Source organism: Xanthobacter albus (assembly GCF_043194895.2).
GTDB lineage: Bacteria > Pseudomonadota > Alphaproteobacteria > Rhizobiales > Xanthobacteraceae > Xanthobacter.
Genome location: NZ_CM195532.1, coordinates 331,986 through 352,559 on the forward strand (window position 1 = coordinate 331,986; position 20,574 = coordinate 352,559).

Annotated in this window: 18 protein-coding genes; 2 read left to right on the plus strand and 16 right to left on the minus strand. The window is 67.3% G+C overall.

Annotated elements, in window-relative coordinates; all coding sequences use genetic code 11:
• Nucleotides 1-288: 288 nt before the first annotated feature.
• Nucleotides 289-2,214, plus strand: a complete 1,926-nt coding sequence (locus V5F75_RS01505) for an autotransporter family protein (protein ID WP_394041023.1) — start codon at nt 289-291, stop codon at nt 2,212-2,214.
• A gap of 182 nt (nt 2,215-2,396) precedes the next feature.
• Nucleotides 2,397-3,452 (plus strand): aldo/keto reductase, encoded by a 1,056-nt coding sequence (locus tag V5F75_RS01510; RefSeq protein WP_394037006.1) that lies wholly within the window; start codon nt 2,397-2,399, stop codon nt 3,450-3,452.
• A 136-nt stretch (nt 3,453-3,588) separates the two neighbouring features.
• Here V5F75_RS01510 and V5F75_RS01515 read toward each other — a convergent pair whose 3' ends face one another.
• From V5F75_RS01515 to sufC, 16 genes are all read right to left on the minus strand, one after another.
• Nucleotides 3,589-4,638 (minus strand): sulfate/molybdate ABC transporter ATP-binding protein, encoded by a 1,050-nt coding sequence (locus V5F75_RS01515; protein ID WP_394037004.1) that lies wholly within the window; start codon nt 4,636-4,638, stop codon nt 3,589-3,591.
• An 88-nt stretch (nt 4,639-4,726) separates the two neighbouring features.
• A complete protein-coding gene (gene cysT / locus V5F75_RS01520; RefSeq protein ID WP_394037002.1) occupies nt 4,727-5,581 on the minus strand; it encodes a sulfate ABC transporter permease subunit CysT in 855 nt (284 codons plus the stop codon).
• A gap of 138 nt (nt 5,582-5,719) precedes the next feature.
• The gene (locus tag V5F75_RS01525; RefSeq protein WP_393990407.1) at nt 5,720-6,736 is read right to left on the minus strand and encodes a sulfate ABC transporter substrate-binding protein; all 1,017 of its coding nucleotides are present in this window, start codon (nt 6,734-6,736) and stop codon (nt 5,720-5,722) included.
• A 329-nt stretch (nt 6,737-7,065) separates the two neighbouring features.
• A complete protein-coding gene (locus V5F75_RS01530; RefSeq protein WP_394037000.1) occupies nt 7,066-7,725 on the minus strand; it encodes a nitrogen fixation protein NifQ in 660 nt (219 codons plus the stop codon).
• Nucleotides 7,726-7,766: 41 nt separating this feature from the next.
• Entirely contained in the window at nt 7,767-8,060 is a 294-nt protein-coding gene (gene fdxB, locus V5F75_RS01535; RefSeq protein ID WP_394036998.1) for a ferredoxin III, nif-specific, read from the minus strand.
• Between the two features lie 64 nt (nt 8,061-8,124).
• Nucleotides 8,125-8,325 (minus strand): CCE_0567 family metalloprotein, encoded by a 201-nt coding sequence (locus V5F75_RS01540; RefSeq protein ID WP_394036996.1) that lies wholly within the window; start codon nt 8,323-8,325, stop codon nt 8,125-8,127.
• A 7-nt stretch (nt 8,326-8,332) separates the two neighbouring features.
• On the minus strand, nt 8,333-8,806 hold the full coding sequence (locus tag V5F75_RS01545) for a NifX-associated nitrogen fixation protein (protein ID WP_394036994.1): 474 nt from the start codon (nt 8,804-8,806) through the stop codon (nt 8,333-8,335).
• A gap of 11 nt (nt 8,807-8,817) precedes the next feature.
• Nucleotides 8,818-9,213, minus strand: coding sequence for a nitrogen fixation protein NifX (nifX, locus tag V5F75_RS01550; protein WP_394036992.1), 396 nt, complete (start codon nt 9,211-9,213; stop codon nt 8,818-8,820).
• A gap of 24 nt (nt 9,214-9,237) precedes the next feature.
• On the minus strand, nt 9,238-10,641 hold the full coding sequence (gene nifN / locus V5F75_RS01555) for a nitrogenase iron-molybdenum cofactor biosynthesis protein NifN (RefSeq protein WP_394036990.1): 1,404 nt from the start codon (nt 10,639-10,641) through the stop codon (nt 9,238-9,240).
• 10 nt (nt 10,642-10,651) lie between these two features.
• A complete protein-coding gene (gene nifE, locus V5F75_RS01560; RefSeq protein WP_394036988.1) occupies nt 10,652-12,328 on the minus strand; it encodes a nitrogenase iron-molybdenum cofactor biosynthesis protein NifE in 1,677 nt (558 codons plus the stop codon).
• 144 nt (nt 12,329-12,472) lie between these two features.
• Nucleotides 12,473-14,032 carry a nitrogenase molybdenum-iron protein subunit beta gene (gene nifK / locus V5F75_RS01565; protein ID WP_394036986.1) on the minus strand — a complete coding sequence of 520 codons (1,560 nt, stop codon included), beginning with the start codon at nt 14,030-14,032 and terminating at the stop codon, nt 12,473-12,475.
• Between the two features lie 95 nt (nt 14,033-14,127).
• Entirely contained in the window at nt 14,128-15,633 is a 1,506-nt protein-coding gene (nifD, locus tag V5F75_RS01570) for a nitrogenase molybdenum-iron protein alpha chain (RefSeq protein ID WP_394036984.1), read from the minus strand.
• A gap of 75 nt (nt 15,634-15,708) precedes the next feature.
• Nucleotides 15,709-16,590, minus strand: a complete 882-nt coding sequence (gene nifH / locus V5F75_RS01575) for a nitrogenase iron protein (protein ID WP_394036982.1) — start codon at nt 16,588-16,590, stop codon at nt 15,709-15,711.
• Nucleotides 16,591-17,193: 603 nt separating this feature from the next.
• Nucleotides 17,194-18,435, minus strand: coding sequence for a cysteine desulfurase (locus tag V5F75_RS01580; RefSeq protein ID WP_394036980.1), 1,242 nt, complete (start codon nt 18,433-18,435; stop codon nt 17,194-17,196).
• Nucleotides 18,436-18,440: 5 nt separating this feature from the next.
• Nucleotides 18,441-19,769: a Fe-S cluster assembly protein SufD gene (gene sufD, locus V5F75_RS01585; protein WP_394036978.1), complete on the minus strand. Its 1,329-nt coding sequence runs from the start codon at nt 19,767-19,769 to the stop codon at nt 18,441-18,443.
• Between the two features lie 5 nt (nt 19,770-19,774).
• Nucleotides 19,775-20,536, minus strand: coding sequence for a Fe-S cluster assembly ATPase SufC (gene sufC, locus V5F75_RS01590; protein ID WP_394036976.1), 762 nt, complete (start codon nt 20,534-20,536; stop codon nt 19,775-19,777).
• Between the last annotated feature and the right edge of the window lie 38 nt (nt 20,537-20,574).

Consider the following 20,574-nt stretch of genomic DNA (forward strand, 5'->3'; position numbering starts at 1 on the left):
CGCATGCCGCATGGCAGAGGCGGCGCGAAGCCCCCTTCCGCCCGCTGCGCAAATTTGCATCAGCGCCGGAGCGCGGGCAAAAAGACCCCATCGGGGCCGGGATTCGCAGCCCGTGGGGTCGGCTGCGGCATGAGCAACCGCTTGAAGACACACGCTTGCGGGTCTCGCGGCGGTTTCTTCCGGCTCTTGGGGCGGTGGCTGGACATGGCGAGGCACGGACGATCTGCCGGCACGCGGCGCGCGCATGGCCGGCGGCGCGCAAGCGCGGGCTGCCTGCTCGCCGCAGGGGTGCTTCTGGCCGGCGGGGCGCGGGCGGAATCGCCGTGGGACGCCACCATCAGCAACAGCCACTGGTACGTCACCGTGCCCCAGATGCTGGCCTATGCCGCGCCCGCCACCAGCTTCGCCAATCCCATGCCCATCGGCGACCAGACCCTGTGGGCCCTCGGCACCTCGGTGAACGGGGTTTTCACGGGCACCAGCGCCGCCACGCTGCAGATCGGGCCCATCGCCACCACCTCCGATTCCGACATCCAGGGCAGCGTGACCCCCGCCGGGCAGATCACCATGGTGTTCACCCCCACCACCGGCGGCTCCACCACCATCGGCCTCGGCCAGATGCAGCAGGTGGGCGGCATCACCACCATGGAGATGCAGATGATCACCGGCACCAGCCTGCTGGTGAGCCACTGGGCCTACATGACGCCCTACGACCCCGCGGTCTTCACCCCGCCCGCCGCCCAGGCCGTGCCCAGCAATCTCTCGCCGCAATGGGCCTGGACCAAGGGCACGCCCTGGCGGATCGTGAGCCCCGAGGCCTTCGGCACCACACAGCCGGGCACCTTCATCATCACCGGCTACAAGAGCGGCTATTTCTGGGGCCAGGGCCTGCGGCCGGACGGCACCGCCTTCAGCCTGCTCGGCTCCATCACTCCGCAGGGGCGCGTGCTGTTCAATACCCTCACGGACGGCACCCTCGCCAGCCTCTACGGCGGCATCGCCGGGAACGCCTCCGACGCCGGGATGGCGCTCGGCACCTATGATGCCTCGGCCATCTTCACCGGCGACCTCACCGCCGCCTACGTGGTGCGGCCCTATGGGGAGACCGCCGCCGCCACCGGCACCGTCTCCGCCCTCGGCGCGGCGCGCACGCTCTACGCCGTCGCCGGCACCGAGGCGGGGCTCCTCGGCGCCATGGCGCCGGTCACGCGTATTCTCAACGACCTGTCGGGCCCGGCCCTCTCCGCCGCCCTCAGCCAGACCGTGCCGGTGCTTTCGGGCGCCGCCGCCGAGGCCACGGCCGGCACCCTGCGCATGCTGGGGCAGGTGGCGGCCGACCGCCTGGACGCCCCCGCGCAGCCGGAAGCGCCCGAGCGCCGGGCCTGGATGCGCCCGCTGGGCGGCGGCGGCCGTCAGTCCGCCATCGACGGGGTTCCCGGCTATGACATGAGCGGCGGCGGCATCGCCGTCGGCGCCGACGGCGACATCGCGCCCGGCACCATGGCGGGGGCCATGCTCGCCTTCTCCTCCACCTCGCTCACGGCATCGGCCGACGCCGCGCGGGCGAGCGTCGCCGCCGGCACGGCGGACCTGCAATCCTACGTTATGGGCGCCTACGGCACGCAGGCCCTCTTGCCCGGCCTCGATCTCGCCGTGCAGGTCAACGCCGCCCTGGTGGACACCGGCACCTCCCGCGCCATCGCCTTCATGGGCACCACGGCCGAGGCCGACTACCGGAGCCGCGCCCTCCAGGCCGGCGCCGCGCTGCGCAGGAGCTTCGCCGTGACCGAGGCCCTCACCCTGCGGCCCGCCCTGCGGCTCGACTATCTGGAGGTGAGCGCGCCGGGCTACCGCGAGACCGGCGCCGGCCCGCTCGACCTTTCGGTGGAAGGCCAGACCTGGCGCGAGCTCGACGTGGGGGCGGAGCTCGCCGCCTTCTACCGGCTGGGCGGCACGCTGACCCTCACGGCGCGCGGCTCGGCCGGCTACGACACCCTCGGCACCCCCGGCCCCCTCGCCGCCACCTTTGCCGGCGGCGGGCTGCCCTTCCTCACGCCGAGGCTCGACGTGTCGCCCTGGCTGTTCACGGCCGGCGCGGGCCTGACATCGGCCGCGACCGAGACCCTGGACCTCGGCCTGCAATACGACCTCCAGGCGAGCCCCTCCGGCTACCTGAACCAGATCGGCTCCCTCCGTCTGAAGATGCGCCTCTGACGCTGGGACAGCCGTGCGCCCCGGCGCCACCCCTTGCCGCGCGGGCATTTCCCGGCGTGCGACGGTAGTATCCAGCGCACCCCCGGACGCCCTAAGCTGGCGGTGACGGCGATGCGCCATCTTATCGCGCGCCGCCACCCACCCCGGCGGCCCCGTTCCGCCCCTCGCCCACCGGAGCCTCCATGCTCGAGTATCGCCCCCTCGGAGACAGCGGCCTCTCCGTGTCCTCCATCTGCCTCGGCACCATGACCTTCGGCCAGCAGAACACCGAGGCCGAAGGCCACGCCCAGCTCGACCTCGCCCTCTCCCACGGCATCAACTTCATCGATACGGCGGAGGTCTATTCCATCCCGCCCCGGCCCGAGACCCAGGGCTCCACCGAGCGCATCATCGGCAGCTGGCTGAAGGCCCGCGGCAACCGCGACAAGGTGATCCTCGCCAGCAAGGTCGCCGGCCGTTCCACCCAGAACTGGCTGCGCGCCGACGGCTCCAACCCGCGCCTCGACGCGCGGAACATCAACGAGGCGATCGAGGGCTCCCTGCGGCGGCTCCAGACCGACTATCTGGATCTCTACCAGCTCCACTGGCCGGACCGGGCGGTGCCGCTGTTCGGAAATCCGGCCTCGGCGCCCGCGCGCGGCAGCGACGAAAGCCCGGAGGTGCCCATCGAGGAGACCCTCGGCGCCCTCGCCGAGCTGGTGAAGGCCGGCAAGGTGCGCCACATCGGCCTCTCCAACGAGACGGCATGGGGCCTTTGCCGCTTCCTGGCGGCGGCGGAAAAGGGCATCGGGCCGAAGGTGGTCTCGGTGCAGAACGCCTACAACCTCCTCAACCGCACCTATGAGGCGGGGCTCTCGGAGTTCCACGCCCGCGAGGGCGTCGGCCTTCTGGCCTATTCGCCGCTGGCGCAGGGCTACCTCACCGGCAAGTATCTCGGCGGCGCCCGCCCGGCCGGGGCCCGCTCCACCCTCTTCAGCCGCGGCCAGCGCTACGAGAAGCCCGGCACGGAAGAGGCGATCAGGGCCTATATGGCGCTGGCGGCGGAACTCGGCCTCTCGCCCGTGGGGCTGGCGCAGGCGTGGGTGACGAGCCGGCCGTTCGTGACCTCGAACATCATCGGCGCCACCTCCATCTCCCAGCTCGAGGAGACGCTGGCGACCCTCTCCATCGCCTTCACGCCGCAGATGGAGGAGCAGGTGAACGCGGTGTTCCAGCTTCACGGCAACCCGGCGCCCTGAAGCGCGCAGGCGAGGGGCGCCCTCGGTGGGCGCCCTTCACCGTCCGACCGCGCCGGCACCAACCGGCCCCGGTCCTTGACCGGTACCACGCAGGCTCGGTCGCGGCCCGGAGGGAAAGCTCACGGACCAGAGGGCGTCAGGCGGTGGCGGCGAACACCCGGTAGCGGTGCGGCAGCAGGCCCACCTGGGCGCCCACCGCGATCTCGCGGTCGAGCGGCACGGAGGCTTCCACCACCGTCGTCCCCTTGTCGGAGGCGATCTCCACGTCGGCCCGCCGGTTGGGGCCGAAGATGCGCAGCGCCAGCACCTTGCCGGCGAAGGGGGCATTCTCCGGCGGCGCCAGCTCCACCTCGTGCGGCCGCGCGAGGATCTGCGCCGGGCCGTCGCCGACGCCCTGGGCATCGAGCCCGAGCGCCCGACCCTTGAGGAACAGGGCGCCGCCGCGCGCCTCGCCGGGCAGGCGCACGGTCTCGCCGATGAAGTCGTGCACGAAGGCGGTGGCCGGGTTCCGGTAGACATCCACCGGGGAGCCTACCTGCTCGATCTTGCCGCGGCCCATCACCACGATCCGGTCGGAGACCTCCAGCGCCTCCTCCTGGTCGTGGGTGACGAGCACGGAGGTCACGGGCATCTCCTCGTGCAGATGGCGCAGCCAGCGGCGCAGCTCCTTGCGCACCTTGGCGTCGAGCGCGCCGAACGGCTCGTCGAGCAGCAGCACCTTGGGGGAGATGGCGAGGGCGCGCGCCAGCGCCACCCGCTGGCGCTGGCCGCCGGAGAGCTGGGCCGGGTAGCGGTCCGCCAGCCAGTCGATCTGCACCAGGGAGAGCAGCTCGTTGACGCGGGCGCGAATGGCCGCCTCGGCCATCTTGGCCGGGCCGCGCCGCACGCGCAGGCCGAACGCCACGTTCTCGAACACGCTGAGATGCCGGAACAGCGCATAGTGCTGGAACACGAAGCCCACGTTGCGCTCGCGCACCGAGCGCGACAGCGCGTCCTCGCCGTCGAACCGCACCTCGCCCGCGTCCGGCCAGTCGAGCCCCGCGATGATGCGCAGGAGCGTGGTCTTGCCCGAGCCGGAAGGCCCCAGCAGCGCCACCAGCTCCCCGCTCTGGATCTCGAGGGAGACGTTGTCGAGGGCGGTGAAGGTCTTGAAGCGCTTGCTGACGCCGACGATGTCGATGCTCATGTCCAAGGTCCCGGAAAATGGCCCGCGTCGGCGGCCCGCGCGATAGTGTACAGGAAAGCCCGCCGTGAGGGGGCGATGGCGGATGCCTTCATGCGGCGCTCCCGCGCCGCTCGCTCCAGCGCTGCAGGCCGTTGATGAGCGCGAGCAGCGCGAACGAGGCCAGCAGCATCACCACCGCGATGGCGGTGGCATCCGCATAGCGGAACTCCTCCAGGCGGATGACGATGAGCAGGGGCGCGATCTCCGACACGCCGGGCAGGTTGCCGGCGATGAAGATGACCGAGCCGTACTCGCCCACCCCGCGCGCGAAGGCGAGCGCGAAGCCGGTCATCACCGAGGGGCCGATGGCCGGCAGCACCACCCGGCGAAGGGTCTGCGCCCGCGAGGCGCCGAGGCTCGCGGAGGCCTCCTCCAGCTCCTGGTTGAGGTCGGTCAGCACCGGCTGCACCGTGCGCACCACGAACGGTAGCCCGATGAAGATGAGCGCCACCAGGATGCCCAGCGGCGTGAACGCCACCTGGATGCCCAGCGGCGCCAGCAGCGCGCCCACCCAGCCGTTCTCCGCATAGATGGCCGTGAGGGCGATGCCCGCCACCGCCGTGGGCAGGGCGAAGGGGATGTCCACGATGGCGTCCACCACCCGGCGGAAGGGAAAATCGTAGCGCACCAGCACCCACACCACCACCAGGCCCAGCACCGCGTTCACCGCCGCCGCCGCCAGCGAAAGGCCGAACGACACCTGCAGGGCATGCAGCGTGCGCGCCGCCGTGACGACGGTGATGAAGCGCTCGAAGGTGAGCTCGGAGGTCTTGATGAACAGGCCCACCATGGGCAGCAGCACGATCAGGCTCAGCCACGTCAGCGTGATGCCGAGGGTGATCCCGAACCCCGGGATGACGCTTTTCGGGCGCCGGCGGGCGAGAGGAAGCGCGGAATTCGGCATCTTGGCGTTTCGCTGCTGGCCTTGGCTGTTGCGCTTGGGGCGGGCCGAAACGGGCGGGCCGCGAGGGCATCAATAGCACCCCGCGGCCCCCGGACCCAACCGGTGTCGTGCCTCCCGCCGCGCGGGAGGCGGCGGGCGTCAGCGCCCGGAGATCTGGTCGAACACCCCGCCGTCGGAGAAGTGGGTCTTCTGCGCCTTCTGCCAGCCGCCGAATACTCCATCCACGGTGAACAGCTCGACCGGCGCGAACTTGTCCTTGTACTTGGCGGCCACCTCGGCGTTACGCGGGCGGTAGTAGTTGCGGGCCGCGATATCCTGGCCTTCCGGCGTGTAGAGGAACTTCAGATAGTCCTCCGCCACCTGCCGGGTGCCCTTCTTGTCCACCACCTTGTCCACCACCGCCACCGGCGGCTCCGCGAGGATGGAGACGGAGGGGGTGACGATGTCGAACTTGTCCGGACCGAGCTCGTTCACCGAGAGGTAGGCCTCGTTCTCCCAGGCGATGAGCACGTCGCCGATGCCGCGCTCCACGAAAGTGACGGTGGAGCCTCGGGCGCCGGTGTCGAGCACGGGGGCGTTCTTATAGAGCGCCTGCACGAAATCGCGGGCCTTGGCCTCGTCGCCGCCGAACTTCTTGAGCGCGTAGCCCCAGGCGCCGAGATAGTTCCAGCGGGCACCGCCCGAGGTCTTCGGATTGGGGGTCACCACCTTGATGCCGGGCTTCACGAGGTCGTCCCAGTCCTTGATGCCCTTGGGATTGCCCTTGCGCACCAGGAACACGATGGTGGAGGTGTAGGGGGAGGAATTGTCCGGCAGGCGCTTCTGCCAGTCCTGCGCCAGCAGCCCCTTCTCGGCGATGGCGTCGATGTCGTAGGCGAGCGCCAGCGTCACCACGTCCGCCTCGAGCCCGTCGATGACCGAGCGCGCCTGCTTGCCGGAGCCGCCGTGGGACTGGCGGATGGTGAGCGTGTCTCCGGCGTGGCTCTTCTGCCACTCGGTGGTGAACGCCTTGTTCACGTCCACATAAAGCTCGCGGGTCGGATCGTAGGAGACGTTCAGCAGGGCGGTCTCGGCGGCGAAGGCCGGGCTCGCCGCCGCCATCGACAGCGCCACCGCGGCCAGCCGCGCGCGGAAGGACAGGAGACGACGGGTCATCATACCTCCAGAAATCGGAATTCGAGCGGCTCCGCAGAACCCATGACCTGACGATTGCACGCCCATTCGATGGGCGTCAACATAAAGCCGATAAAAATTATGAAAATTATGAAATAAACAGATAGGCGCTGGATTTTAGCCCCCGCCGCCCACGCGAAGCGCCTCCCTGCACCGGCGCGCGCAAACGTCCGCCGCGCCCCGCAGGCCGGCGGAAGGGCGGCGATGCTCGGCCACCGGGAGGCGGCCCGTCTCGAAAGATGGAGAAATGCAATCGCGCCCACGCCGGCGCCACGCACGCCAACTGTGCGCAGCCGGGCCCGCGCGGCACCCTATTCGGCGGCCTGGGGCAGATCGAGGGGCGGCAGGGGCTCGCCGGCATCCGGGCGCCGGCCGTTGCGGGCCCAGGCGAGGCGGGATTCCCCGTCCTCGGCACCGAAGCACATGTGGAAGTCGTCGCACTCGGCGCACACCGGCGCGGTGCACAGGGTGAAGCCCTCGGCGCCGCACACCATGCGGTAGAGGAACTTCTTCCATTTCATGTCGTTGCGGTTCTTCTGCGCCAGCGGCGCGAAGTGGCGCTTCATGAGCCGCGAAAGCTCGCCGCGATTGCGCAGGCCGAGATCCTGCCACAGATGGTGTGGAAACCTGCAGCGCCGCGCGATCATGGCGCCGAGCACCTGTTCCAGCGCATCGCCCTGCGAGCAATACATGCCCATGATCTCGCGGATCGACTGCTCCTCCTTGTCGATCATCGGCGCGGAGGCATCGCACCATTCCGCGGTGCGGGTAGCGGCGGGGAACCAGAAGAAGAGCAGGCTCTCCAGCTCCGCGGCCGAGAGCCCGAGGCCTTCGAGCGGCCCCTGCCCGGAGGCGGCGCCCTCCGCGACGGCGAGGGAGAGAATGGCGGCGACGACGTGCCGGTCGAACGCATCGCATTCGACCGGGCCGGGGGTCGTGATGAGCTGGTCGTAGACCTCTTCCGCCGTCATCGCCGCAACTCCCAAGAAGCAATGCTCAAGATCAGGACAGATCAGGCCGCCTTGTCCATGCCGTGGATCTGGCAATTGGCCGGGCAGACACGGGCGCAGGCACCGCAGCCGATGCAGGCGCCGGCGTCGTTCATCGCCATGACCTTCTTCTCGATCTCGTCATCGTCGTCATCTTCGAGGGCGACGATCTCTCCGTCCTCGTTGATGCCCTTCAGCGTCATCACATCCCGGCCGCAGACCTTGAAGCAGCGCCCGCAGCCGATGCACTTCCCGGCATCGATGTCGAGCAGGTAGTCTGGCTGCCAAGCTCGACCATCTCGGGTTTCGTTAGACATGGGGGAACGACCTTTCGGGGGTTCGGGCGGCCCCGCGCGGGCCGCCGGGATCATGCAGCCGGCGTCACGCCGCCTCGAGGGCCTTCAGCTCGGCGCGCTTCTTCTCCAGCTCGGAGAAGGCGTCGTGAGCCTTCTTCGCCACCACCGGGATCTGCTCCCAGTTGATCGGCAGCTCCTCGGAGAGGTCATGAAGGTCCATCTTGGCCTGGGTGGCCTTCGCGGACAGCTTCTTGAGTTCAGCCTTCAGGCCTTCGATGTCGCTCATGGTCGCCTCAGTAATTGGCCACGTCGGGGAACTTCTTGATCATCTCGACGCCAGAGTTGACATGCTTCATGCCCTCCTCCGCCAGCTTGCCGAGATTGTCGAAGCCGAAGCGATGGACATCGCGCAGCTGCTTGTTCACGACGATCAGCCGCCCGCCGATGAGCACCATGCGGCCGAAGCCCTCGTGGCTCATCTTGAGCATGGGCGAGATCATCACGCGGGTCTCACGCTCGATGAGCAGGCACACCGCGTTGAAGAACAGTTCCAGGCGCCAGATGGTCTCCGGGTCGGGATCGCCGATGATCGGCAGGGCGCGGCGCGCCTCCTTGTCGATGATGTAGGGCTCGACCAGTTCAAAGTCCTTCTTGCCCTCCCAGGCACCATGGGTGTCCTGGGCGCGCCAGATCTTGATGAGCTCCTTGACGAAGGGCGACTCTTCGGGGGGCACCGTCGCGACGGCGGCTTCAGCGGCTTCGACCATGGGGGCGTCCTTCAGTCTTCGAAATCAAAGTTGCGGTCCTTGCCCTTGTTCAGCGCCTTGCGCAGCCAGGGCGGCGGGGCTCCCTTCAGCACATCCGAGAGCTTGGCGATCAGGTCGGAGATCTCCTCCGGCTGGCTCACCTTCATGGGGTGGATGTTGTTGGCGACCACGCGGGCCGCGCCCGAGCCGCCGATGGCGGCCACGTAAAGAATCGCACAATCCTTGATGGCCTCGATCTTCGGGGCCAGCTTGTCCTCGTTGCCGTCTTCCTTGAGGTCGCCGTCGAACTCGATGGCCTCGATGAAGTGGTTCTCTTCGGGGTTCACCTCGTAGATGGCGATGTGCTTGGCCCACCCGAAATGCGCGTCGACGCGCTTCATGTCCTGCGTAGCAAATGCGACTTTCATGGTGCTTTCGCCTCGACGTTCTTCTTAGTGGTGGAGCGCTGCAGAAGTCGTGCCAGTTCCGTGGCCATGGCCGTCGGCGTTCCACGGGTCGCGCCAGGTCTCGGGCGTCGGCTCGTGGTTTTCGTCGTGGTCCTTCATGACCAGGTTCGCGAGGGTGAAGATGAGGTCGCGCGTGCCGCGATAGCCCACCGAGAGCTGGTGGCCGGCGCCCAGCCGGTCGAAGATGGGCAGCCCGATGCGATGGAAGGGAATGGCAAGCCGTTCCGCCGCCTGCCGCCCGTGGGAATGGGTCAGCAGAAGGTCGCAGCCGCGCGCCTTCGCCAGGGTCTCCAGATCCTCCAAATCGCCGATCAGCACCTCTTCCGCCGGCAGGCGCTCGAACACCGGCGACTGGGTGGTGGTGACGGCGGCGAGGATGTGCGCTCCCATCTCGTGCAGCATGGAGCCGACATCGAACAGCAGGTCGGGCTCGGCGCCGATGGCAAGCCGCCGCCCGCCAAGGTGAAAATGGGCGTCGAGCATCGCATCCACCAGCTGGCCGCGCTGGCGCCGATACTTGCGCGGCACGGGGCGGCCCGAAACCTCGCTGAGGAACATGAAGAATTCGTCGTTCGGAGCGAGCCCGCACAGCCGCTCGAACACGCGGGCCTTCGAACCGGTCCTGCGCTCCATGGCCTCCGCCGCCGGGCGCATCTGCGCGCCGATGGCGATGGTCCAGGGCGCCTCGCCCATGCGCGCCACCTCGTCCACGCCGATGCCGCCGATGGTGGTGGGGGTGAAATCGTCCGGAATGTGGCCGTCGAGGGAGCCGGCGAGGTCCGGCAGGAAGGAAGGCTGAAGGCCGAAGTCCTCGATGATGCCGCGCAGCTCGTCGAGGTCGCCGGGCGTCATGTGGCAGCCGGGCAGCACGTTGATGCGCCCCTTGTCCTTCGCCACATCCGGCGCGGGCGCCTTCACCAGGCACTCCACCATGCGGGTCACGGTCTTCGCCCAGCCGTCCTGGAACGCGTCCTTGAAATCGGGGGTCGAGACATAGACGAGCGGGAAATCGGCGAGCTCGGGATACTTGGCGCGGATCAGCTTGATGTAGCCGTCCACATCGTCGCCCTTGGTCTCGGTGACACCGGTGGAGCAGATGCCGATGATCTCGGGATTGGTGCGGTTGTAGATGTTGAGGATCGCCTGCTCCACATTCTCCAGCCCGCCGAGCACGGTCGCGACCTCGCTCATAGCCGTGGTCTGGAGCGGAATGGCCTCCTTGAAGTGGCGCACGAACAGCACCAGCCCGAACGAGGTGCAGCCCTGGGAGCCGTGCAGCAGCGGCATGCAGCCGCGCAGGCCCATGAAGGCGAGCGCGCCGCCGATGGGCTGGCTCATCTTCAGCGGATTGACCGTGCAGGCCTTGCGGGAGGGGATCAGCTTCGCCATGCCCGCCTCCTCACTCGGCCGCGACCGCGGGCGGCACCGCGCCGACGCCCAGGGCCTCGAAGATCTCGTCGATGCGCACCGCGCAGGCGCCGCAGCCGCCAGAAGCCTGGGTGTGTGTGCGCACCCCCTCCACCGTGGTGAGGCCGTGGGCGGCGATGGCATCCTCGATGGTGCCGAGATCGACGCTCTTGCAGTTGCAGATCTTCCTGGCGCGGCGCGCGGCCTCGGCGGCGGCGGGGTCGGCCGCGAGAGCGGCGGCCTCCGCCTCCATCTGGGCGAGGGCGCGGGTTTCCCAGCTCTCCTCGGGATTGTCCCAGGGGGCGGGCTTGCGCACCTGTTCCCACACCGGATTGTAGAGCGCCTTGTCGATCTCCTCGACCAGCTTCACCATGCCCACATAGCCCATGTAGGCGTGGTGGCGTTCCTGGTTGATGTCGAGCCAGGGCATCTTGGCCTTGAGCGCCACGAACTGCGAGCGGCCGCCCGAGAGCATGATGTCGGCCTTCGCGTCCTTCAGCATCTTGTACATTTCACGAGGCTTCATATCCTCGATCATGTGGGCGTCCTGGCCCATCAGCTCCTTGATGCGCTCCTTGTCTTCCTTGGTGGACTTCTTCACCGAGGTGCCCACCAGCTCCAGGCCCGCCTCCTGCAGCGCCGCCACCACCGACCACGACTTCACGCCGCCGGTGATGAGCAGCACCTTCTTGTCCTTGAAGCGGGGCTTGAACCGCGCGATGGCCTCCCAGGCCTTCTTCTCCTCGCGGGCGATGAGCGCCTCGGTGCGGTCCATCAGCTCCGCGTCGGCGCCCTTCTCGATGAGCATGCGCGCGATTTCGCGCAGGGAATCGGAGGAATCCTGGATTCCGTAGAAGGAGCCCTCGAAGAAGGGGATGTCGTAGCGCTCCTCCATCTTGCGGGCCACGTTGATCATGGCCTTGGAGCACACCATCATCGCCGCCTTGGCGCGGTGCGAGGAGGCGACATCCTTGTACTTCCCGTCGCCGGAAATGCAGGCGAGGACGCGGATGCCCAGTTCGTCGAGAAGCGGCTTGATCTGCCACAGCTCGCCGGAAAGATTGTATTCGCCGATGATGTTGATGTCGTAGGGCGTGGTGTATTCGGGCTCCTCGGTGCCGATGACATGCTCGAGGATGGCCTCGCCCGCCAGCTTGTTGCCGAGGTTCTTCGGCCCCACGAAGCCGGGTGAATTGATCGGGATCACCGGCGTGCCGAACTTCTCCTTCGCCGCCTTGCAGACCGCGTCGATGTCGTCGCCGATCATGGCGGGCACGCAGGTCTGGTAGACGAAGATCGCCGGGGGATCGTATTTCTCGATGATTTCCTTGATGGACTTGAACAGGCGCTTCTCGCCGCCGAACACCACGTCCGTTTCATTGATGTCGGTGGTGAAGCCGGTGCGCCAGATGTTCGAGCCCGAGGACTTGGCGCCGCGATTGTCCCAGGAATTGCCCTCGCAGGCGATGGGGCCGTGCACGAGGTGGGCGACATCGGTGAAGGGCTGGAGCGCGATCTTCGCGCCGTCGAACGCGCAGCCGCCGGCGGCGCCGCCGGGCTGCAGCTGCTTGGTGCAGCCCTTCTTCTTCTCGGCTTCGGATTTGTTCTGGTTCTTCGCGCACCCCGGTTCGTTGAAGACGGCCTGAATCGTGTTGGACAGCGAGCTCATGGATCTCTCCTTCAACAAGGGGGCTGTGTCGGATCGCGGGAAATTTTCTGGAATTCTCCCTGTCGGGTCGGCCCGGGCGGGGCCCCGGATCGGCTCGCGGTCACGCAAGATCCCGGGCGGGTCACCCCGCCCGGGTCGAAGGCATCAACGGATGATGTCGAAGGAGTAGTCGGTCTTGGCCGGCACGTTGGTGTTGTTGTCGATGGTGTCGAAGATCTTATCCAGGATGGTGATGAGCACGTTCATGCCACCCTGGTAGCCCCACACCGGACGGCGGTGGTGGTGGTGACGGTCGAAGATCGGGAAGCCGATGCGGATCAGCGGGGTGCCCGTGTCGCGCTCCAGATACTTGCCGTAGGTGTTGCCGATCAGGAAATCCACCGGCTCCGTGAAGAGGAGCGAGCGCATGTGCCACAGGTCCTTGCCGGCGTAGACCTTGCAGTTCTGGCCGAACGGCGAGGAGGCGAAGAGCGCCTGCATCTTCTCTTCCCAACGCTTGTTGCCGTTGGTGGCGAGAACGGTGGTGGGCTCGGCTCCGAGCTCCAGCAGGAAAGCGGCGAGGCCGTAGCACAGGTCCGGATCGCCGTAGATCGCGAACTTCTTGCCGTGGATGTGGGCCGAGGAGTCGGCGATGGCGTCCACGAGGCGGCCGCGCTCGCGGGCGAGCTCCTCCGGGATCTCCTTGCCGGTGATGCGGGAGACTTCCATCAGGAACTTGTCGGTGCCGGAAACGCCCACCGGGTGGTTGAACGCCAGCACTTCGTGGCCATGGCCCGCGATGAAGGGCAGGGTCTTCTCGGTGCAGTATTCCTGCATGGAGATGGTGGCCTTGGCGTGGACGGCCGCGGCCGCGTCCTCCAGCGTGGTGCCGCCGTCATACATGCGGAACTCGCCGTCGGTGGGGGTGTCCCACACGTCGGAATTGTCGCCGAGGATGGTGTATTCAACACCCATCAGGTTGAAGATGCGCTTGATCTCGCGCAGGTTGCCGACAGTGTAGCCGTCGAAACCGCCGAGGAAGTTGATCTTCTCGTTGGGCACGCGCTCAAGCTTTTCCGCGGTGCCGGCCTTGCCATCCCAGAAATGCTCGAGGACACCCTTCATGGCGTTGTCGTAGCCGGTGATGTGGCTGCCGACGAAGGCCGGGGTGTGGGCGAAGGGCACGTCGTACTCGGCCGGGACCGAGCCCTTTTCCTTCGCGGTCTTGATGAAGGCGTTGAGGTCGTCGCCGATGACTTCCGCCATGCAGGTGGTGGAGACGGCGATCATCTTCGGCTTGTACATGTTGTAGGTGTTGGCGAGGCCATCAATCATGTTGTTGAGGCCGCCGAACACCGCCGCGTCTTCCGTCATGGAAGAAGACACGCAGGAGGTGGGCTCCTTGAAGTGGCGCGAGAAGTGCGAGCGATAGTACGCCACGCAGCCCTGCGAGCCGTGCACGAAGGGAACCGTGCTCTCGAAGCCGACCGCCACGAACACCGCGCCGAGCGGCTGGCACGCCTTGGCCGGGTTCACGGTCAGGGCTTCGCGGGCGAAGTTCTTTTCCTGGTACTCGGGCGTCTTGGTCCACTCGCGGATCCGCTCCACTTCGGCCGGATCGCGGGGGTTCTCGAACATCTTCTTCTTGTTGGCCAGCATCTGCTGGTATTCGGGACCACGGAACAGCTCGAAGTGGTCCAGCACGTTTTCTGCATTTTGTGGCATAGCGAACCCCTTGTGGTGGGTCTTGAACTTCGGGAGCCGCCCGGAACCCCTCCCGCGTGCGGGAGGGGCCGGAACAGGCGCTTACCGGCGCGCGATCACTCGGCCGCCAGCAGGGTCGGCTTGGCGGGCGACTTCTTCCACGGGGTGTTGGTCATCTTCCAGACGGGGGAGTTGATGGCCATATCCATGTCGCGGGCGAAGATCGCGAAGCCGTCGTAGCCGTGGTACGGGCCGGAGTAGTCCCAGGAGTGCATCTGGCGGAAGGGCACGCCCATCTTCTGGAAGACGTACTTTTCCTTGATGCCGGAGCCGACGAGGTCGGGCTGGATCTTCTCGACGAACTTCTCGAACTCGTAGCCGGTCACGTCGTCATAGATGATCGTGCCATCCTTGACGTAGTGCTGGGCGGTGCGCTGATAGTCGTCGTTGTGGGCGAACTCGTAGCCGGTGCCCACCACTTCCATGCCCAGGTCCTCGTAGGCGCCGATGACGTGACGGGGACGCAGGCCGCCCACGTACAGCATCACGGTCTTGCCTTCGAGGCGCGGACGGTACTTGGCGATCACCGCGTCCATCAGCGGCTGGTACTTGGCGATGACGCGCTCGGCGCCTTCCTTGATCTTGTCGTCGAAATAGCTGGCGATCTTGCGCAGCGACTCGGCGATCTTCGAGGGGCCGAAGAAGTTGTACTCGCACCACGGAATACCAAACTTCTCTTCCATGTGCCGCGAGATGTAGTTCATCGAACGGTAGCAGTGGAGGACGTTCAGCTTGGCCTTCGGGGTGTTCTCCAGCTCGGCGAGCGAGCCGTCGCCCGACCACTGGGCGATCACGCGCAGGCCCATCTCCTCGAGCAGGATGCGCGAGGACCACGCGTCGCCACCGATGTTGTAGTCGCCGATGATGGCGACGTCATACGGGGTGGCCTCGAACATGGCGGGCTTGTTCGGATCCTGCTTGTCGAAGATCCAGTCGCGGATGGCGTCGTTGGCGATATGGTGGCCCAGGGACTGGGACACGCCGCGGAAGCCCTCGCAACGCACGGGAACGATGGTCTTGCCGTCGAATTCCTTCGACTTCACCTTCGACACGGCCTCGATGTCGTCGCCGATGAGGCCGATCGGGCACTCGGACTGGACGGTGATGCCGTTGTTGAGCGGGAACAGGTCCTGGATCTCGTCCATGATCTTGGCGAGCTTCTTGTCGCCGCCGAAGACGATGTCCTTTTCCTGGAAATCGGAGGTGAACTGCATCGTCACGAAGGTGTCGATGCCGGTCGTGCCGATGTAGTAGTTACGGCGCGCCGCCCAGGAATACTGGCCGCAGCCGACCGGGCCGTGGGAGATGTGTATCATGTCCTTGATAGGACCCCACACCACGCCCTTCGAACCGGCGTAGGCGCAGCCACGGATGGTCATCACGCCCGGGATGGACTTGATGTTGGACTTCACGCCGCAGTCGGACTTGCCGGCTTCGTGCACGTTGAGGTGCTTCGCGCGACGCTTCGCGGTCTTCTCGGGATAAACCTTGAGGACTTCCGCGATGAGTTCCTTATTGCGCGCCTTGATTTCAGCAACGCTCTGCTTTTCGGCCAAGCTCATCTTGAAATCTCGCTCTCGTTGGGGTTGCCTTCGAGCCGGCCGGCCCGCGGATCGGGCCGGCCGGAATCTTCACGCTCAGCCAGCGGCGAGCTCAGCGGCGGTCTTGCCGACCTGGCTCTCGTCGATGGCCTGCATGATGCCGTGCTCCATGAGCAGGTCCTCGAGCTCGTCCATGGTGATGGGGGTCGGGATGATGCCGTTGCCGGCATTGGCGTGCACCTTGGTCGCCAGATTCCGGTAGTGCTGGGCCTGGGCGCTTTCGGGCGCATACTCGATCACGGTCATGCGGCGCAGCTCGGCGTGCTGCACGATGTTGTCGCGCGGCACGAAATAGATCAGCTTCGTACCAAGCTTCTTCGCCAGGGACTCCGCCAGCTCCAGCTCCTTGTCGGTCTGGCGCTCGTTGCAGACCAGGCCGCCCAGGCGCACGCCGCCGGAATTGGCGTACTTCAGGATGCCCTTGGAGATGTTGTTGGCCGCATACATGGCCATCATCTCGCCGGACATGACGATGTAGATTTCCTGCGCCTTGTTCTCGCGGATGGGCATGGCGAAGCCGCCGCACACCACGTCGCCGAGCACGTCGTAGGAGACGTAGTCCACGCCTTCGTAAGCGCCGTTCTCCTCAAGGAAGTTGATGGAGGTGATGACGCCGCGGCCGGCGCAGCCCACGCCCGGCTCCGGGCCGCCCGACTCCACGCAACGGATGTCGCGGAAGCCCACCTTCATCACGTCCTCGAGCTCCAGGTCCTCCACCGAGCCGGCGTTGGCGGCCAGCGAGAGGATGGTGTCCTGGGCCTTGGCGTGCAGGATCAGGCGGGTGGAGTCGGCCTTCGGGTCGCAGCCCACGATGAGGATCTTCTGGCCCATCTCCGCAAGCGCGGCCAGGGTGTTCTGGGAGGTGGTCGACTTGCCGATACCACCCTTGCCGTAAAACGCGATCTGTCGCAGCGACATCTTGCTCTCCTAATGAACTTCACCGGTGTCGGCGCACGCCCCCGGGGGGCGGTTGCCGCCGTTGGACCGGTGCGCCCCCGTTGCCCGGGCGCACCCCTTGCACTCAGCGCCTCGGCGCAGATGCGGACCAGGCTCCTTGGCAGCCCACAAAGCCTGCAACCTGTTGCCCGAGAAGGGGATTGCAACGAGCGTGCCAGCGCTGCGCGCAGTCAAAAACTATTCAAATGTAGAGAGATAGCGGGGCGTGTCGGGAAGACGGGGGCGTGTTCAGAACCCGACACAGGCCGATGGGCCCCAACATAGCCCCGAGCCACTGTTCGAAATGAAACATGCCCTTGCGTGCCCTCCGGGCCGGACGCACGCGGCGCCACGGCGATACCGGAAGACGGCGATCCGGCGCGCGAAGGAGGGCCGGGGCAATCCGCACGCCGCCATGCGCCGGCTCCACCCGCGGGGGACGCGGAGGCGTGCGGAAAAGGAGGGATGAAGAGGGCGCGCGCATCGCAGCGCAGAGAGTGTCGGCGCGCCCGGCGGGCGAGCGCGCCTCGCGGCAGGCGCCGCGGAAACAAAAACGCCGGCGCTTGGGGCGCCGGCGTGGTCGTGTCAGCCGAAGAGGCTTTCCGCCTTCTTCAAGGCCTGGACGAAGCGGTCCACCTCCTCGTGCGTGTTGTAGAGCCCGAAGGATGCCCGGCACGTGGCGGTGACGCCGAAGCGGTCCATGAGCGGCATGGCGCAGTGGGTGCCGGCCCGCACGGCGATGCCGTCGTGGTCGATCAGGGTCGCGAAGTCGTGGGCGTGGGCGCCCTTCATCTCGAACGAGATGATGGCCCCCTTCTCCTTCGCGGTGCCGATGATGCGGATGGAGTTCAGCTCGCGCAGACGCTCCATGGCGTAGCCCAGCAGGTCCTGCTCGTGGGCGCGGATGCGCGCCTTGCCGATGGACTGGATGTAATCCAGCGCAGCGCCCAGGCCCGCCGCCTCCACAATGGCGGGAGTGCCCGCCTCGAAGCGATGGGGCGGGTCGCCATACGTCACCGTGTCGAGGTGAACCTCGCGGATCATCTCGCCGCCGCCCATGAAGGGCGGCATGCCCTCGAGCATCTCGTACTTGCCGTAGAGCGCGCCGATGCCCGTGGGGCCGTAGAGCTTGTGGCCGGTGATGACGTAGAAGTCGCAGTCGATATCCTGCACGTCCACGTCGAGGTGCACCGCGCCCTGGGAGCCGTCCACCAGCACGGGGATGCCGCGCGCGTGGGCGATGCGGGTCACCTCCTTCACCGGGACCGTCGTGCCGAGCACGTTGGACATCTGCGTGATGGCCACGATCTTGGTGCGGTCCGTGAGCAGCTTCTCGAACTCGTCGATGAGGAAGTTGCCCTCGTCGTCCACCGGCGCCCACTTGATGACGGCGCCCCTGCTCTCGCGCAGGAAGTGCCAGGGCACGATGTTGGCGTGATGCTCCATGATGGAGATCACGATCTCGTCACCCTCGTTGATGTGGGTGCGCCCGTAGGTGGCCGCCACGAGGTTGATGGCCTCGGTGGCGTTGCGGGTGAAGACGATCTCCTCGTTGCGGCGGGCATTGAGGAAGCGGGCGACGCGTTCGCGCCCGCCCTCATAGGCCTCGGTCGCCGCATTGGCGAGATAGTGCAGGCCCCGGTGCACGTTGGCATATTCGGCCGTGTACACCTGGTTCATCCGGTCCAGCACCGCCTGGGGCTTCTGGGCCGACGCACCGTTGTCGAGATAGACGAGGGGCTTGCCGTTCACCTGGATGCCGAGGATGGGAAAATCCTCGCGCACCCGCATGACGTCGTAGCCGCCGTTGGTCACAGCGGGATGCATGGATCTCACTTCCGCTCGATGAGCCAGTTCCGGGTGGCGTCGGTCAGGGCCGCGCGCACCCCTTCATGACCGATAGCATCAATCACCTCGCCCACGAAAGCCTGGATCAGGAGCGCCTCGACCTCCTTCTCCGGGATACCGCGAGCCATCATGTAGAACTTGAGCTGCTGGTCGAGGGAGCCGGTGGTGCAGCCGTGGCCGCACTGCACGTCGTCCGCGAAGATCTCCAGCTCCGGCTTGTTGTCGGATTCCGCCGTGTCGGAGAGCAGCAGCGCGCGGCTCATCATGCGCGCGTCGGTCTTCTGCGCGTCCGGGCGCACCGCGATGCGGCCCTGGAAGATGTCCCGCGCCGCGTCGTCCACCACCGTGCGGAACTGCTCCCGGCTCTGACAATTGGGCGCGATGTGCTCCACCGAAAGCATAGTGTCCGCATGCTGCCGGCCGGCCAGCAGGCTCACGCCCGAAAGGCTCGCGTCGATCTGCTCGCCGTCGAGCTGCACCAGCATCTGGTTGCGGACGATGGCGCCGCCCAGGGTGAAGTTCGCGTTGGCGAGCTTCGCCCCGCCGGCCACGCGGGCCAGCAGCGTCGAGATGTGCAGCGCGTCCGCGCCCTCGGCGGTGATCTTCAGGCGCTCCAGGCTCGCCCCCTCGCCCACCACCGCCTCCAGCGCGGTGTTGACCTGGTAGGCCGCGCCCCCCAGCCCCTCGTGGCTCTCGATCACCAGGGCGGAGGCGCCCTTGCCCATCACCATCAGGGAGCGGGTGAAGGTGGCGGTGGGCACCGTCCCGGTGGTGACGAACACGAGGTGCAGCGGCCGCGTCAGGCTGGCGCCGTCGGCGAGCGCGATCACCACGCCGTCGCCCATGAAGGCGGCGTTGAGCGCGAGCGCGGCATCCTCGCTCGGCACCGTCAGGCCGATCTGCGACACCGGCTCGCCCCCCGCCGCGAGCGCCGCGGCAAGCGAGGTGACGGACAGGCCGGGCTCCAGGCCCGCGAGATCGGAGATGTCGGGCGCGAAGGCGCCGTCCACCACGTAGAGGCGGCGCGCGTCGATGCCCGCCAGCATGGGACAGGCGACGACCGCGCGGGCCAGCGCCTCGCCCGACGGCGCCGGCGCCAGGGGCGGCGCCTCGCGCAGGAGGGCGCGCAGGTCCGTGTAGCGCCAGCTCTCCACGCGACGGTGCGGCAGGCCCGTGCCCGCGAAGGCATCAAAGGCGGCGGCGCGCCGGGCGGCGACAGCGGCGTCGCCCGGAAGGGTGGATTTCACGGCGGCGAAGGCATCGGCCAGGGCCAGCTCCGCGGCGGTCTTCATGAGGCGGACTTCGGCGGCCATGGCGTTCACGCCGCTTCGTTCTGGTACTGGGCGTAGCCGGTGGCCTCGAGCTCCAGCGCGAGCTCCTTGCCGCCGGTATGGACGATGCGGCCCGCCGCGAACACGTGCACCACGTCCGGCACGATGTAATCGAGCAGGCGCTGGTAATGGGTGATGACCAGCATGGAGCGCTCGGGCGAGCGCATCAGGTTCACGCCGTTGGAGACCACCTTCAGCGCGTCGATGTCGAGGCCGGAATCCGCCTCGTCCAGGATGCTCAGATAGGGCTCCAGCAGCATCATCTGAAGCGTTTCGTTGCGCTTCTTCTCGCCGCCGGAGAAGCCGACGTTCACCGGGCGCTTCAGCATGTCGGTGTCGATGCCGAGCTTCTTGCCCAGCTCGCGCACCTTGCGCACCAGCTCGGGGGAGGTCAGCTCCGGCTCGCCGCGCTGCTTGCGCTGGCTGTTCGCCGCCGTGTGCAGGAACGCCATGTTCGAGACGCCGGGGATCTCCAGCGGATACTGGAAGCACAGGAACAGGCCCTGCGCCGCGCGCTGGTCGGGGGTCAGATCCAGCAGGTTCACGCCGCGGAAGATCACCTCCCCGTCCGTAACCTCATAGCCCGGCTTGCCGGAGAGCACGTAGGACAGCGTGGACTTGCCAGCCCCGTTCGGCCCCATGATGGCATGAACCTCGCCGGGATTGATGGTGAGGTTCATGCCGTTGATGATCTTTCGACCGCCGGTGATCTCGGCATGAAGATCGCGGATTTCCAGCAAGGGGGTCATGGCACGGATCCTCTGGTTCAAGATGTCGTCGCGGGCGG